At 53.8% G+C, this 16,066-nt stretch carries 14 protein-coding genes; 1 reads left to right on the top strand and 13 read right to left on the bottom strand.

What is annotated here, in order from left to right; translation table 11 throughout:
- Positions 1–162 precede the first annotated feature (162 nt).
- Positions 163–780 (top strand): GTP cyclohydrolase II, encoded by a 618-nt coding sequence (gene ribA, locus K0J45_RS12580; protein ID WP_220042814.1) that lies wholly within the window; start codon positions 163–165, stop codon positions 778–780.
- A 56-nt stretch (positions 781–836) separates the two neighbouring features.
- On the opposite strand, the gene K0J45_RS12575 is transcribed toward ribA, so the two are convergent.
- The 13 genes from K0J45_RS12575 to K0J45_RS12515 form a co-directional block, all read right to left on the bottom strand.
- Positions 837–1,313: a hypothetical protein gene (locus tag K0J45_RS12575; RefSeq protein ID WP_220042813.1), complete on the bottom strand. Its 477-nt coding sequence runs from the start codon at positions 1,311–1,313 to the stop codon at positions 837–839.
- Between the two features lie 144 nt (positions 1,314–1,457).
- The gene (locus tag K0J45_RS12570; protein ID WP_220045297.1) at positions 1,458–1,808 is read right to left on the bottom strand and encodes a VF530 family protein; all 351 of its coding nucleotides are present in this window, start codon (positions 1,806–1,808) and stop codon (positions 1,458–1,460) included.
- A gap of 99 nt (positions 1,809–1,907) precedes the next feature.
- Positions 1,908–4,319 carry a S8 family serine peptidase gene (locus K0J45_RS12565; RefSeq protein ID WP_220042812.1) on the bottom strand — a complete coding sequence of 804 codons (2,412 nt, stop codon included), beginning with the start codon at positions 4,317–4,319 and terminating at the stop codon, positions 1,908–1,910.
- A 648-nt stretch (positions 4,320–4,967) separates the two neighbouring features.
- Positions 4,968–5,282 (bottom strand): rhodanese-like domain-containing protein, encoded by a 315-nt coding sequence (locus tag K0J45_RS12560; protein WP_398351624.1) that lies wholly within the window; start codon positions 5,280–5,282, stop codon positions 4,968–4,970.
- A gap of 92 nt (positions 5,283–5,374) precedes the next feature.
- On the bottom strand, positions 5,375–5,587 hold the full coding sequence (locus K0J45_RS12555; RefSeq protein ID WP_011866238.1) for a YgaP family membrane protein: 213 nt from the start codon (positions 5,585–5,587) through the stop codon (positions 5,375–5,377).
- Positions 5,588–5,598: 11 nt separating this feature from the next.
- Entirely contained in the window at positions 5,599–8,853 is a 3,255-nt protein-coding gene (locus K0J45_RS12550) for an efflux RND transporter permease subunit (protein WP_220042811.1), read from the bottom strand.
- Between the two features lie 30 nt (positions 8,854–8,883).
- Complete coding sequence (locus tag K0J45_RS12545) at positions 8,884–9,900, bottom strand: efflux RND transporter periplasmic adaptor subunit (RefSeq protein WP_220042810.1); 1,017 nt, start codon at positions 9,898–9,900, stop codon at positions 8,884–8,886.
- A 114-nt stretch (positions 9,901–10,014) separates the two neighbouring features.
- Positions 10,015–10,725 carry an SIMPL domain-containing protein gene (locus K0J45_RS12540; protein WP_011866235.1) on the bottom strand — a complete coding sequence of 237 codons (711 nt, stop codon included), beginning with the start codon at positions 10,723–10,725 and terminating at the stop codon, positions 10,015–10,017.
- Positions 10,726–10,800: 75 nt separating this feature from the next.
- Positions 10,801–11,187 carry a VOC family protein gene (locus K0J45_RS12535; protein ID WP_011866234.1) on the bottom strand — a complete coding sequence of 129 codons (387 nt, stop codon included), beginning with the start codon at positions 11,185–11,187 and terminating at the stop codon, positions 10,801–10,803.
- Between the two features lie 105 nt (positions 11,188–11,292).
- Positions 11,293–12,609, bottom strand: a complete 1,317-nt coding sequence (locus K0J45_RS12530) for an OmpP1/FadL family transporter (protein WP_011866233.1) — start codon at positions 12,607–12,609, stop codon at positions 11,293–11,295.
- A gap of 381 nt (positions 12,610–12,990) precedes the next feature.
- Positions 12,991–14,442, bottom strand: coding sequence for a sodium/proline symporter PutP (putP, locus tag K0J45_RS12525; protein WP_220042809.1), 1,452 nt, complete (start codon positions 14,440–14,442; stop codon positions 12,991–12,993).
- 361 nt (positions 14,443–14,803) lie between these two features.
- A complete protein-coding gene (locus K0J45_RS12520) occupies positions 14,804–15,508 on the bottom strand; it encodes a DUF3379 domain-containing protein (protein ID WP_011866231.1) in 705 nt (234 codons plus the stop codon).
- Entirely contained in the window at positions 15,501–16,064 is a 564-nt protein-coding gene (locus K0J45_RS12515; RefSeq protein ID WP_144200587.1) for a sigma-70 family RNA polymerase sigma factor, read from the bottom strand. Before K0J45_RS12515 ends, K0J45_RS12520 begins: the two co-directional genes overlap by 8 nt.
- Positions 16,065–16,066 lie beyond the last annotated feature (2 nt).

Here is a 16,066-nt window from a genome sequence, read left to right as displayed (position 1 = left end):
CCAAAGCGGTTGCGGTGAAGCAATAACCGATTTCATCACTCGGGTATTTCACTGTTAGGCAAAAACACATAGAATGCTCGGTCTGAGAAAGGGGAGAGTCTCTCCTCCTGGTTTTCATTTTTCGTTCGCATCTCAGACAGAGCGAGTTGTAAAGGTTATTTCATGTCGATTAAGTATGTCGCCACCTCAAAGCTTCCCACCCCTTGGGGAGTGTTTGCCATGCATGGTTTCGAAGATACAGAGACGGGCAAAGAACATGTGGCGCTCACCTTTGGCGAGTTAGATGCGAGCCAGCCCATTCTGGGCAGAATTCACTCCGAGTGTCTGACCGGCGATGCCCTGTTCAGTCTGCGCTGCGATTGTGGTTTTCAGCTACAAACCGCGATGCAAAATATCGCCGAGGCGGGTCAGGGATTTATTCTCTATCTGCGTCAGGAAGGCCGTGGTATCGGTCTGCTCAATAAGATCCGTGCCTACGAGCTGCAGGATCAAGGTGCCAATACGGTGGAAGCCAACGAGCGTCTGGGTTTTGCCGCCGATATGCGCAAATATGACATGATCAAGCCCATGCTTGAGAAAATTAGTGTGCAGCAGGTGAAGCTGATGACCAATAATCCCCGCAAGGTGAAGGCGATGAAGGAACTTGGCATCGCGGTTATCGAGCGTGTGCCCCTGCAGGTGGGTAAGAATCGTTATAACGAGGCCTATCTGAAGACCAAGTCGACCGAGCTGGGTCACATGATGTCTGAATATCACTTCACCGAAGAGCATCAAGACTAATCCTGCTAGTGCCGTGGCGACTCTAGTGTGTCGCCGTCGGCAAATGTTTTGTTTTCTTACGCTCTAGTTTGAACCGGTTTTTCTTTGGCCTTGAGCAGAGTCATCAACTGAGTAGAAGTGATGGCTATCTGATCCTGCAACATTTTTCGTTTCAACTCGGCAGTTTCAGAGTCGTCTCCTTGCAGGGCCTGAAGCTCTAGCTGTAACTCTTCGAGTTTCTGTTTTAATTCTTTGATCTTCTTGTCGATCTCTGACAGGTTTTCGTCCTCTTCTGCTTCCTCTGCCTTGCGCGCCTTGTCCGTCTTGGCCGCCCCGTTATCATGCAGTGCATTACCAGTGGAATAGGCGAGGGCCTTCTTGCCGGCCTCAGATAGGCTGACTCTGTCACTGCTGGACTGAGTTTGTTCACTCTGGTTTGGGTGACTTGGATTTTGGAGCGCCTCGGGCGCATTGGGATCGCGCACATCGACTGAGCTTAGGCTCTGGGGGCCCAGGCTTTGGGCGCCGAAGGCGTTTATACCGTGAACATTCATCTGCTTAACCTTCCTTGTTACTTCATTAAATAGATGCAATTAAAAGTATGCCTGACGTTAGTATCGGCAGGCAGGACAGAAGCTTAAGCGGATTTTGATGTGATTAATCTGATAGGGTTCACTTTCCTGGTGAAATCACCTGGCTTATTCGTCAGATTTGCCCCAAATATGTTGATTGATGCCGCTGGTGCCTGAGCTTTCCGCCTCATCGCCAGTGGTGCGTTTAGGCTTGGGGGCATCTATAGGACGACCGGCATCGCCGCGTAGGTGCGCCGGGATAGGCTCCCCAATCATCTTAAGATAGAGGCGCTCCACCTTTTCCCTGGCCCACTGGGTCTTACGCAGGAACTTGAGACTGGATTTGATGGATGGGTCGTGGTTAAAGCAGCGTATGTCGATGCGTCTGCCAAGCTCTTCCCAGCCGTAGTGGTCGACGAGGTCTGTGAGTAGGGCTTCGAGCTTGATGCCGTGTAGTGGGTTATTCGCCTGAGTCATGGTGATAGCTGAGTAAAAAATTTGGCCCATTATATCAGCTTATCCAAGGCGTTTTCGATAAAAAAGGGGACCCTGAGGTCCCCTGTCTAGATGATGCGATTATTGGAAGCTTAGCTGCCACGCATCGATAGTGCCTGTGTCGCGACGGGCGCTATCAACTGCCTTCAGTGTCCAGGTGCCGGCAGATTCAACGCCAGACATGTCGACTGTGTAGCTCTTGATGATGTTGTCGGCACTGCCGCCACTGTTGTCATGTAGCACGGCTACTTGACCACTTGGGCTGTGCAGTTCAACCTGCAGATCGCCGATGTAGGTGTGGGTAATGTTAACCGTTACCGTTACCGTGCCTGAGTCGCCGCTGCGAGCCACATCGATTGGGCTGCTGATACCAGCAGTGTTGTTATCAGGGATCGCATAGCTGGTGTTGTTGGTATAGGTGGCTGGGCCGCCTGTGTTACCGCCAGTGCTCTGCTCTGTGTAGCTGGCTGTCAGGCTAACACCGCTAAAGTCGCTATAACCTTGAACCATCACATAGTAGGTACCCGCTTGTGGTGTGCTCACTGGACAAGACTCGCTGTTGCCGCCTTTCCATGGACGACAGTCATAGCTGCTCAGCGTAGGTGCCGCGCCATACTGGACGTAAAGGTCGGCATCGCCTGTACCACCGCTCATGGCGAAGTTCAGATCGGTGGCTCCGGCTGGTACGTCGATAGAGAAGTGTAGCTCGTCGCCTTTCACGCCAGACAGGTTGGTCTTAGCCACGCCATTTTCCAGCACGTTACCACCGGTGCCTGTACCTGGATCGGTTGGGCCGTTACAAGAGGCATCTAAGTACTCTTTGGCGGCAACCGCGTTAACCAGACCGTAACCAGTCTTGTCGTCGCGACCGGCAACATCGAGATCTTCAGCCGTTGCTGTTAGCGCAGCGCGCACCTGAGCGGCGCTACACTCTGGGTGGTAGCTCCACACCAGTGTTGCAACACCCGATACGTGTGGTGTTGCCATAGAGGTACCATTGTAGTACTCGTAGTCTTCACCACTAGTGTTGGCTACTGTGACGTTAGTGCCTAGGTGAGCACGTAGTGCCTGACCTGTGGCGCGATCGACAGACACAGAAACCATTGGGGCTTCGTTGTTGGTGTCAACCAGGAAGGGGTTTTGCAGACCTGGCAGCGCGGTGTTACTGAACACGATAGCTGCTTGGGCGCCGGCGTTGTTACATGCCTTGACCGCGTCGATCTCTGGGTAGCTGGCGCCTTGGTTGCCAACACGCTCAACCAGACAGACTTTGCCAGTCATGTCGCCACAGTTAAAGACTCCGCCCGATACGCTACACTCGGCCAGCTCGGCAGTGACAGAACCTGAGATAGGAGTGCCAACATAGTTGCCGCTGCTGTCTTTCACATAGCGGTTATGAGGCACTACGCCATTGTCGAAGTATGACTGACCACCGGCTGTGATGTTAGCCAGACGACCTTCACCGCGTGTAACGGTTGATAGGATCGCTTCACCTGGACCTGAGATCTCCACCTGGTTGGTGTACTGAGAGAAGGCGGCGTGATCTTTGTTGTTATCAACCGCAGCTACAGACATAACCGCATCGTATGATGCAGGGTAGCTGTGGGTGTTGTTACCGTCGTTACCGGCCGCTGCGATCAGCAGCACGCCGTTGTTGGCGTGAGCGGCTAGGGCGTTTTTCTCTGTGGTGGTTGACTGAGAGCCACCCAGAGACATGGTCACTACGTTCGCGCCGTTGGCCACACAGGTGTCAACCGCCGAAACCAATGATGATGAGTAGCCCCAACCATCTGAGTTAAATACTTTCACTACGTGGATGTTGGCGTTCTGGTTTGGCATCACACCGACTACGCCGTCGTTGTTGGCAATTGCGGCTATGGTGCCCGCTACGTGAGTACCGTGAGCGTTGTGGGCGCCTGGCTCATACCAGTTACCCGTACCTGAGTTGTTGGTACCTGTAACATTGTTGCCGCTCAGCTCGCTGTGGCTACGATCGTAACCCGAGTCGATGATACAGATGGTGCGGTTGCCGGCCATGCTGTCGCTCAGGCTGGTGGCGCCCACAAAGGTTTGACCCCAAGGTGTGGTTTCACTCAGCAGGTGGCGCGGCATATCTTCTTCGACATAATCAACGTCGGCGCGCAATTTCAGGGACTTGACGCCATTGTTATCCAGCTGCGCCGAGTAAGCGTTTGAGCGACCGATGCGCTTCATCTGCTTAGCCTTCACGCTGTTCAGTGCTCTGTGCTGAGAGAAGACTTCGTTGGCTCTAGGCTGATAGTCGTTAAGGCTGTTGGCATCGGCCTGTGCGGCGGCCTGGGCATTCTTAAACTTGACGATATAGCGCTTAGGCAGGGGAGATGCTTGATTGATACGAGCATTATCTGCCTGAAGGTGGAGTCCTTTCGCAGGCGCCGCATTGACGTTTGCTGCAATTGCCAGGGCAAGCGCAGACAAAGACATAGCGACCGCAGTTGTCTTTTTAACTGTCATATTGTCTTCCATTTTAAAAGTTAGAATTAATAATTATTATTGGAGTGCATAGCAGCATGACTGCCATCATATGCGTTACTCGACAGTGAATTTATCTGCTGATGAAACATTTGTAAACAAGCTGTTAAGTTGGTGTTTGGGTAAAATAAGCGATTTGTGTTGAGCATTTTTATGCAGAAAATATTCAGTGAATACGATTGTTTCGCCGATGGGATAGTGTGTTTTTGAGTATTTATTCGAATTTTCAGCCTGTTTATTTGCTTGGTGTGTTGCCTGATTGCCTGCGACGTAAAATTGACCTTAATTTATAACTTATTGTAATTATAGAATAATCGTTATTCCATAAGTGTAATAATATATAGCTAATAGTTATATGCTGTTTCAATTGTTACAATTGGGCAGCGTCTTAATGTCGCGAGATCCTAAGCCTTCTAAAGGGGGAGGCATGCTTTAAGTGTAAAAAGGCGAAGTGTGAAGATGGCAGCTAATGGAGCAGTCCGCTTGTGAACACGGCTACTAGTGAATAATATTGGGAATAAAAAGGAAGCTAATGAAAAAGGCAGCTAATGAAAAAGGCAGCTAATGAAAAAGGCACCCAGGGGTGCCTTAGTCGGTTTAAGGATGTCTTAGCGTTAAGCTCATCTTCTCTTAGTGCTTAGCCAGACTCTGGTAGCCGCCACCATTATAGGTGTTGCTGTAGCCGAGCTTTACCAGACTCTCCTGAGCGATGCCGCTGCGGCGGCCACTGCGACAATAGAGCACCACAGACTGATCTTTGGCGATGCCGCGCTTGGTAAACTCTTCGGCAATGTTTTCAAAGGGAATATTAATCGCGTTCTCTAGATGTCCCTCGGCAAACTCCTCCGGGGTTCTGACATCAACGACCATGGCCCCTTGCTGTATATGCTCCCAGGCAACCTTAGGGTTTTTCTCTTCGCCATAGCTTGGCGCCGATACGCCCATGATGGCGACAAATAGCAGCGCCATCAGGCTGATGATTGATTTGGGTAGCATCTTATTGGCTTGTCTCACGTTGGCTCCTTGTGATCTGTGAGTTATTTCATGCGGGCCAATTCCGCTTCCGTCTTGATCCCCATCTTCTTCATTAACATGGCGGCCGGACAGAAGCCGGTAAAGGCGCTTTGAAATAGATTAGCGCCTACAAAAGCCGTTAGCCAGATAAAATTAGGGTGGACAAAGGTCGTGAGCAGCAAAGACAACATGACCATAAAGCCTGCAAAGGCGAAAATACTACGTTCGACAGACATACTGTATCTCCTTAAGATTGCGGATTAACCGCGGCAAAGTATTCGGGGCGGTGACGCATCACGGCGTAATAGAGCACGGGGATCACCACCAGGGTTAACAGGGTTGATACCAAGATGCCGAAGATCAGGCTGATGGCCAGGCCGTTGAAGATCGGATCATCTAAGATGAACAGGGCACCTATCATGGCAGCCAGTCCCGTCAACATGATGGGCTTGGCCCTGACGGCGCCAGAATGGATCACCGCCTGCTCGAAGGGCACACCCGCGGCGGTTTCCTGATTAATAAAGTCCACCAAGAGGATGGAGTTACGCACTATGATGCCCGCCAGGGCGATCATGCCTATCATAGAGGTGGCGGTAAATTGTGCCCCCAGTAGGGCATGGCCCGGCATCACGCCAATGATGGTGAGCGGGATAGGCGCCATGATGATCAGCGGCACGCTGTAGGAGCGGAACTGACCCACCACCAGGAGGTAGATGGCGATCATGCCCACGCCATAGGCTATCCCCATGTCTCTGAAGGTCTCATAGGTGATCTTCCACTCGCCGTCCCAGAGCACGGCGATGCTGTCCAACCCTGAGGGTTGGTTGACATAGTGTTGATCGAAGCCCAGACCACCCTCTTGATTGATGCTGCCGGCGATCTCAAACATGCCATAGAGCGGGCTGTCCAGCGGGCCAGCCATGTCGGCGACCACCATGATCATTGGGATCATGTTCTTGCGTATGATAGGCGCGTCTATGGCTCGCTTGTGTATGGTGATCAGCTCAGAGACGGGCACAGAGTTACCCGAGGCATTGGTGAGCCTGAGGTTGAGTACCTGCTCGAGATCCACCTTGGCGCCTTCCTCCAGCTGAAGCTTGATAGGCACAGGCGACTTTTGATTTGGCTTGTGCAGGTAGCTCACCGCCTTGCCGCCCACCGAAGTGGCCACCAGATCGACGATATTGCTGTAGGGCACGCCCATCAGGCTGGCCTTGGCGCGGTCGATATTGACCTGCCATTTCTGCTGCGCGGCCGGCAGGTAGATGTCGATATCCACCACATCCTGGGTATCGTGGAACAGCTGCTGCAGAGCATTGGCTGCGGTCTCACGCATCTCGGCGTTAGGGCCATAGACCTCGGCCAGGATCGGCGACCACACAGGTGGGCCAGGGGGCACTTCCACCACCTTGACGTTGGCATTGTATTGCTTGGCGGTGGTCTGCAGCGCGCGGCGCACCTCTGAAGCTATGCTGTGGCTGTCTCTGTCACGATCGCCTTTATCAACCAGATTGACCTGAATGTCGCCCAGTTCCTGACTCTGTCTGAGGAAGTAGTGACGTACCAGGCCGTTAAAGTTCATCGGCGCGGCGGTGCCGGCGTAGAGCTGGTAGTTGTCCACCTCTTCGACCTTATCCAGTTCCATGGCCAGAGCCTTGAGTACACGCTGGGTCTGTTCGACCGGCGTGCCTTCTGGCATATCCAGCATCACCTGAAACTCCGACTTGTTATCGAAGGGCAGCATCTTGAGTACCACTAACTGACCCACAGGCAGAGAGACGGCGATCATGATCAGCAGGGCAATGGCGGCGCCCAGGCCAATCCTCGCCTTACCGGCCTGTTTGCCTCTGACGAAGGGGGAGATCAGCCTAGTAAACAGCCTCAGCATACGATCGTCCACATCATGCTCGCCATCACCGCCTTGGTGTTGATGACCCTTGAGCAGCTTTGTGGCCAGCCAAGGGGTGACGATGAAGGCGATGGCCAGGGAGATCAGCATCCCCATGCTGGCGTTGATGGGAATAGGGCTCATGTAGGGGCCCATGAGGCCGGATACGAAGGCCATCGGCATCAGCGCGGCGATCACGGTAAAGGTTGCCAAAATAGTCGGCCCGCCCACCTCATCGACGGCGACGGGGATCAGCTCCACGAAGGAGCGTTTGCCCAGCGCCATGTGCCTGTGGATGTTCTCCACCACCACGATGGCGTCATCTACCAGTATGCCGATAGAGAAGATCAAGGCGAACAACGAGATACGGTTAAGGGTAAAGCCCCAGGCCCAGGAGGCAAACAGGGTGATCGCCAAGGTGATGATGATGGCGATGCCCACTACCACAGATTCGCGTAGCCCCATGGTGAGGAAGACTAAGATCACCACGGCCGAGGTGGCAAACACCAGCTTGAGGATCAGGGTGTTGGCCTTGTCGCCCGCTGTCTTACCATAGTTGCGCGAGACCGTGATGTTGACATCGTCGGGCACGAGTATGTTGTCTATCTTGTCCAGGCGCTCGAGGATCACATTGGCGATATCCACGGCGTTCTCGCCCGGCTGCTTGCCGATGGCGATGGTGACCGCAGGATAGATGACCGACTTATCGCCGTGCCAGGCGTGCTGGGTAGGGATGTCGCTGTTGAGGCTAATCTTGGCGATATCGCCCAGGTACACGGGGGCGCTCTGGCCCGACTCGTCCTGATACACGGCGACGACCAGCTGCTCAACCTCTTGTTTCGATTTTAAAAACTGCCCAGTTTGAACCTTGATCTCCTGATTATCCTGCACCAGAGATACTGGCATGGAGACATGGTTATTGCTCGACAGGCTACGGTTGATATCATCGTAGGTGAGGCCATAGAAGCTCATCTTGGCGGGATCGATCCGCACGTTGAGGCTGATCTCATGGCTGCCGACGCTGTAGATCTCGCGGGTGCCCGGAATGCGTTTCAGCTCGCTCTCCAGTCCCTTGGCGATATGGGTCAGCTGCTCGGCAGATTGCTTCTTGTCTTTCGACCATAGGGTCAGGCTGACGATGGGGACATCGTCGATGCCGCGGGGCTTGATCTGTGGCTCGCCGACACCTGCCTGGCTGGCAACCTTGTCCTTGTTGGAATAGACCTGATTGTAGAGCTTGACGATCGCCTCGTTGCGCGGGATCCCCACCTCGAAGATGGCGATGATCAGCGCGCCATCTGGCTGTGAGAAAGAGTAGAGGGTGTCTATCCCCTTGATCTGCGAGATCACCTCCTCCATAGGCTGGGTCACCAGATGCTCGACCTCGCTCGGCGTGGCGCCGGGGAAGGGGATGTAGATGTCGGCAAAGGTGACATCTATCTGCGGCTCTTCCTCTTTTGGGGTCACCATGACGGCGAACAGACCCAGTAGCAGGCCAAGCAGGGCCAGCAAGGGGGTGATGGCGCTCAGCTGGAACATGGCCGCCAGGCGCCCGGAAAATCCCAGACGTTTTGGGCTGTGCGGATTATCTTGGTGTCGATCTTGCTGATTCATATCTATACGGCTCCTATTCGATCACAAGATCTATTGTTTCAACTTCAGCAGCACTTGATAGGCGTCGATGGCGATGGTGTCGCCATCACTCAGGCCCGAAAGCACCTCGAAGCTATCGCCCTGCTTGTTGCCCAGTCGCACCTGATTGAGCATGAACTGATTGTTCTGCATCAGGTAGACCGCGCTTAGCTCGTTGTTATAGATCACCGCAGACTCGGGGATGGTCAGCGTATTGCGATCGCCGGCGTTGAAGCTGGCCTTGACCCACATACCCGGCATCAGGTTGGGCTCCTGAGGCGGTAGGTCGATACGTGTCTTATAGCTGTGGCTCTTTGCGTCGGCGAAAGAGAAGATGGTCAGGGCGTCCGATTCGAGCTCCTTGCCGTTGGTCAGCACTAGTTTCATCTTGGGATTGGCGCGCAGCGCATCTATGTAACGCAGGGGCACATGGGTGACGGCACGCATATGCTCGGTGGCAAAGCCGCTCAGCAGCGCCTGGCCCGGTGACACGGTTTCGCCCACTTCCACATGGCGCTTGGTGACCACGCCGGCAAAGGGGGCGCTGACCGTGGTGTACTGCAGAGACTCGTTGGCCTGAATGATACGCGCTCTGGCCGCGCTGACCGCCTGGGCCGAGGCGCGGGCGTTAGCGATGGCCTGATCCATATCGCCTTGGGAGATGGCGCCTTGGGGGAACAGCTGCTCATAACGCTTACGCTGTTTCTGCGCCTCTTCGTTTTGGGCCTGGGCGCGGGCAAAGTCGGCCTCGGCGGCCGCTAATTCGGCGCCCTGGGCCTTACTGGTGATCTCCAGCAAGGATGCGCCCTGGGGCACGATATCGTTGACGTCATAGTTGATCTTGATGATGCGGCCCGAGGTTTGCGCCGATACCGTCGCTGATTTTACCGCCTCAAGCTGTGCATCTAAGGTGATCCACTGGGGCTGAGAGTGTTTGGCCACCGTCATGGTGGGGAGTTCGCTGGCGCCAGATACCAGGCTGACGAGTGACAGCAAAATGCCGATGGAAAGTGTGTGTTGTACTTGCATGGAAGATCACCTCTTAAAACTTCATAAGAAAATTCTAATGGACTTTTTAAGCTTGTGCAATCTTTTATTAGAAAAATACGATTGAAGGGGCGAAAATCCTTTGCCCCTTTAAAACTAATCGTTTAAGTAATAGGTCAGGGTCGAAACCACCCTGACTTTCTTGATACTCGGCGTGTTGCTGTCACGGTTGCTGATGGTAAATTGCCCCTGAGACGCCTGCTTTATCTTGCCAAGTTGGGAGGCGGAGTCTTTGGCAAACTTCTCGGCGGTTTGGCGGGCATTCTCCGTGGCCGTCTGCACCATCTGCGGCTTGAGCTCATTCAGGCCGGTGAAGAGAAACTCGGTGCGGCCGTTGTAATCCTGGTTGGAGATGGCGATCCCTTCCTTGGTCAGCTCGATAAGGTTGCGCTGGGTGCCCAGCAGGAGATCCACCCGCTTGGTGTAGAGGGACACGGTGACCTGGGCCGCGTAGCGGTATTTGACGTTAGGGTCTACATAACCCTGGGCCTGCCTGTCTTCGATGGAGGGCAGGGAGCTCGAGATCTCATCCTGTGTAAAGCCTTGTTTAATCAGGAAGGCGATCACCTTATCTGTCTTGCTCTGCACCTCCTGATAGAGGTTATTGAGATCATTGTCGACCTGGGTGAAGCGGATGGGCCAGATGGCGGTATCGGCCTTTACCTCGACTTCGGCGAGGCCCTTGACCGTGACGGTTCTTTCCATGGCGCGCATCTTGATGATGCTATCGCCAAGGCTAGTGCCTAACAGATAGAGACCGGCGCAGATGAAGCCGCCTAAGAGAATACTTGCTAGTGATTTTTGCATGGATAAGCGTCCGAGTTGCTATGGGGTAAAGCCAGCATATGCTTGTTTCGTTTGGTTTTCCAGGGGAAACAGCGCTTAGGTTTGGGTGCTGGGTTGCCAGAGCTCGACCTTGTTGCCGTCGGGGTCGATAAACCAGCCGAATCGGCCAAATTCTGAGTCCTCGGTTTCGGCCAAAAGCTCGGCACCGCCTTCGGCCACCTGGGAGAGGGCCTCGTTGAGATCGTCGACTATCAGGTTAAACATAAACTCTTTGCTAGAGGGGTGAAGATAATCTGTGTCTCTTCCCATTGGGGTCCAGACGCTGTAGCCGGTGGCAGCCATAGGCATCAGATTATTGAGGTAGAAGGCCGCGCCGCCCCAGTTTTCTACCGGCACCTGCAGGTAGGTTTTGTACCACTGTGCGAGCCGCTGGGGATCGTCACTCTTGAAAAATATGCCACCTAAACCAATTACTTTTGCCATTGTCCATCTGTCGTCACGGGAGCTTTGTATTAACTGTAGAAAAGTTTTCCGATAACTACAAAAAAGCCGCAGTAGGCTGCGGCTCTTTGGGGACACTGGTACAAGTTAGAACTTGTAGTTGTACTGCATAGAGTAGTAAGTGGCGTTCGAGCGTGTGGTTGCGTGAACCATGCCGGTATCAGGACCGATTGGCAGACCGCCTGTGATGGCGCTGTGCTCGATAAGATCGACATCTTCACCGCGGATGAAGGCGACACCGAAGTCCAGGCTCGCGTGTTTGCCCAGGTTATAGGTGGCACCGGCGGTGAACCACTGACGGTCAGAGTCAGGGATAGAGATAGAGCTCACTTCGCCAACGACGCCTTGGTCAAACATGTAACCGGCACGCACTGTCCAGTCCTGGTTGAGTGTGTAGGTACCGCCAACGCTGAACAGCCAAGAGTCATCCCAGGCGTAGGTCTTGAGGCTAGCCTCAGGTGCGACAGGCACGCCACCTATGGTGCCGTCGGTCACTGTGATCTCTTTGAAATCGCCCCAAGTGGTCAGCTGCGCCGTGTAGTGCAGAGCAAACTTCTCGGTCAGCTGATGGAACCCCGCCACCTGGAAGATATCCGGCATAGGGATGTTGATCTCATCGAAGGCTACGTTGGCACCGGCAACTGGGTTATACATGTTGATGTCGCCTGTCGCCTTGAAATCTGGGCTGAAACGGTAGCTCATACCGAATCTGTGATCGGCATTGATCTCATACACTGCGCCTATGATGCCGCCAAATGCTACGCCGTCGGCGTCAACATCCACAAGATCTTGCTGTACTGCACCGGCTTGAGTCGGTACCAGGCCGCCGCGGGTCAGGGTACCTTGACCATAGATCACATCGACGCCGGCGCCGACGCTGAAGTGGTCGTTAAAACGGTAAGAGGCGCTCAGGTTGAAGTTGAGCGTGGTCACTTCTGTCTTACCCAAAAGATCCAGCGGGGCAGGCAAGCCGTTAACCAGCTGCTGTGACATAGGGGTAGTGTCTGTGCCTGTGCCGAAGTTGCTGAACATGGCAACGCCATAGGCAAACTTGTCGTTTACCGGGCTGACATAGTAGAAGTTAGGGATGATCTTGGCTTCTGCCGCATCGTCCACATGACCATAGTGGATCGGGCCCACTAGCGAGTCGATGTAAACATCTTTAACGCTGACTTCCACATCGGCGTAGGTCAGACCCATAGAAAGTTGCTTCTCGTCAAACAGGGCCATGGCCGCTGGGTTACGAGACAGCACTGAGGCGTTGTCAGCGATCACGGCATCACCGGCAAAAGCGCGGCCGACACCAGTGGCTGACTGGCTGTTGAGTTGGAAACCGGCGGCCATCGCCTGTGAGCTAGCGAGTGTGACGGCTACTGCGAGTATTGTCTTGTTGAAACGCTTCATAGTTTGTTCTCGTTATTGTCGGCCCGGCTGCATACTGCGCTCATGCTTGTGCCTGAGTCGTGGCGGCCAGGTCCATTTTATAATTCCCGTGCATAGTAGGGATGAGGTGTTACCTCAACAACTCCGACCAGATGCAACTTTTTGTTGATTTTGTGTTAAATGGATGGCCGGTTTTATGCAGGGAAGTTAGCTGTTGTTTGAAGAGGTGCTTGATGGCGCTATGCCACGTAGCTTCTGGGTTTGATTAAGGTTTTGCTAAAGGTTAACGGGTTGTGAAATGGCAAATTGTAAGTAAAATTTATGCGGTATAAAAAAAGCGTACACTTGTACGCTTTTTTTATCTTCCGCTCATTTTTACGTTAGCGAAGTGGGAGCCTGGCCTCAGAGTTTCTGGCTAAATTGCTCAAATTGTTCGCGGGTGCTGTCTGCTGGCGCCGAGACCAGGCTGACTAAGACACCGGCCAGGGTGGCGAAGAGGAAACCAGGCAAGATCTCATACAGGTCGAAGATGCCGCCTGTGCTCTGTTTCCATAGCACCACTGTGATGGCGCCAACGACGATAGTGGCTACCGCGCCATTGCGGCTATAGCCTCGCCAGAAGAGAGACAGGATCACCACAGGGCCAAACGCCGCGCCGAAGCCTGCCCAGGCATAGCTCACCAGGCTCAGTACGCTGCTCTCAGGGTTCAGGGCGATGACGCCAGAGATGACGGCTATGGTCAGCACGCCGATACGGCCAATCATCATCAGCTCCTTGCTGCTGGCATCGGGTCTGAGCCACTTCTTGTAGAAGTCCTCGGTGATCACACTAGAGCAGACCAGCAGCTGTGAGTCGATGGTGCTCATGATGGCCGAGAGGATCGCCGCCACCAAGAGGCCGCCGATCCAAGGGTTAAAGGCGGCGTGGGCCAGGTGGATAAAGATGGTCTCTGGGTTGTCGATAGGCTGATCGGCAAAGTAGAGGGTGCCGGCAAGGCCTGTTGCCAGCGCGCCCATCAGCGCCACTATCATCCAGCTCATGGCGATACGGCGCGAGACCTTAAGGTCGTCGGCGCTGCCGATGGCCATGAAACGCGACAGGATATGGGGCTGACCGAAATAACCAAGACCCCAGGCAAGCAGAGATGCCAGGCCAATCATAGTAGTGTTGTCGCTCAGCAGTGACAGCATGGCAGGATCCAGGCTATGGATGCCGTTCTGGGTCTCAGGCTGGCTGAAGATGGTAACCGGCACGATCAGCAGGGCGATCAGCATCAGACAGCCCTGGAAGAAATCGGTCCAGCTCACGGCGAAGAAGCCGCCGACGAAGGTGTAGGCCACTATGATGCCAGAGCCGATAAGCAGGGCCAGGTTGTAGTCAAGGCCAAACACCTTCTCGAACAGTATGGCGCCGCCCACCATGCCCGATGAGGTATAGAAGGTGAAGAAGACCAGGATGGTGACCGCCGAGACCAGTTTTAATACAGATTGCTTGTCTTCGAAGCGTTTTTCGAAGAAGTCCGGCAGGGTGAGGGCGTTATCGGTAAACTGGGTGTAGATCCGCAGGCGTTTGGCCACGAATAGCCAGTTTAGCCAGGCGCCAAATACCAGGCCTATGCCGATCCAGGCTTCGCCCAAGCCGCCGAGGTAGACGGCGCCGGGGAGTCCCAGCAGCAGCCAGCCTGACATGTCCGAGGCGCCCACGCTGAGTGCGGTGACGGCCGGTCCCATGGAGCGGCCACCCAAAATATAATCGTCGACAGAGTCGGTTGCTTTATATGCCCAAAGGCCAATGCCCATCATCAGGATGAGGTAGCCGAAAAAAGTAACTAATATCGGTAATTCAATATTCATGCTTTCGCCATATTGTTCTCATGCCAATGCCTTTTGTTAGCCGGGATGTGAGCCCATCGTCAAAGTGCGCCGACATGTCTGTTTTAAATGAGCCTGTATGCTAGCAGATGTTTGAGCGCTAGCCCAAATCTGCCGTGAAATGTGATCAGGATCTAGGCTTTATCGGTCGATTAATTGCCAAGTTATGCGGAAATGTTGTGGCTTTGTTGGTCATATTGGCGGAATACGGCTCGTATATGTTAGTGGCCGAGAGTTTAAAACACAGTCGCAAGTGCAAGGGAGCCAACCTGAGGTGACTCCCTGTATTAGCTTACCTGACTAATTGGAATGTGCCTTGGACTCTGGTCTAACGGTAGGAGCCCTAGATGAAAGACTCTTTCACTTCGTCTCTGACAAAGTCCAGATCTGTGGCATGCTCGCCGACCAGCAGGACGTAGGCGTTGTCAGATTTGAAGCCCATTCCCTGATAGCGGTTGTCGGCAAAGGCCTCCTCGAGCACCATGCGATCTTCCAGCGGCACGATAAACAGGGTGACCTTACCCTGCTTGCCCTGCATCACCAGATGGATACTCTTCACCCCCTGGAAGTCACAGTAGGTGCTGTAGAGCACGCGACCGGGCTGCTCGGTAAAGTGGGCATGCTTAAGGCTGGTCAGCGAGGCCAGCTGAGTATTGACCTCATCGACGCTGATGTTCTCTTCACTCTTCATCGCCATCTCTTCATGATAGACATGGGCCAGGGCGTGCTGTCCCAGATCCACCGGGGCGAGACGCAGTAGGGTGAAACTGATGCCGGCGATGAAGGCGATAGAGGCCACCAGGGCCAGGGTAAAGCCTGTCTTACGGCGATCTACCTGATGCTGATGTAACTGTTGGTTGAGCAGCAGTTTAGCCTCGAGATCCTCAGGCACCTCTATCTTAAGGGCAGCCTCGAGTTTCTTGTCTAATAGCTTGAGATCGTTGACAAAGGCAGTGCGCTCACTCGACTCGTGCATCGACGCAAGAAACTCGTCGTCTTGACGGTTTGGATTTTCATAGGCCTCGCGGCGGAATTTGAGCTCATCCATTAGAGCGCCCCCTGGTTTGCGTGTCATCGAGTATCTCTTTTAGCTGATTTCTGGCGCGAAATAAGCGAGTCATTACGGTATTACGATTCAGATCTAAGATATCGGCGATCTCTTCGCCGCTGAAGCCGCCGATCACCTGCAGGATCAAGGGCTCGCGATATTCGGCCTCGAGCTTGGCTATCTGGCGTCTCAGCATATGCTGCTCCATGTTCTCTTCGCTGGACGAAGAGATATGGTCGGCGATATCTGCCTGCTCTACATCCGAGTAGTCAAACTGCTTACGCTCGAAGCGGCGGGCGTTTTCACGCCTCAATATGGTGATCAGCCACGCCTTGGCCGCCTTGTCATCTTTGAGTGATTCCAAGGAGCGCCAGGCGCGTAAGAAGGTTTCTTGGGTGATATCTTCGGCGATATGTTTATCCCCGCACAGCCAGAAGGCGTAGCGGAACAGGTCGCCATGAAGTGCCCTGACAAGGCTATCGTATCGTCGTTGTTTATTCAGCATGTCTCTATTGACCGACTTTTTCGGTTTTTTATTTCGTATCACGCTAAACATTT

The organism is Shewanella alkalitolerans (assembly GCF_019457575.1).
In the GTDB taxonomy this organism is placed as follows: Bacteria; Pseudomonadota; Gammaproteobacteria; order Enterobacterales; family Shewanellaceae; genus Shewanella; species Shewanella loihica.
This window is presented reverse-complemented; position numbering and strand designations above follow the sequence as displayed.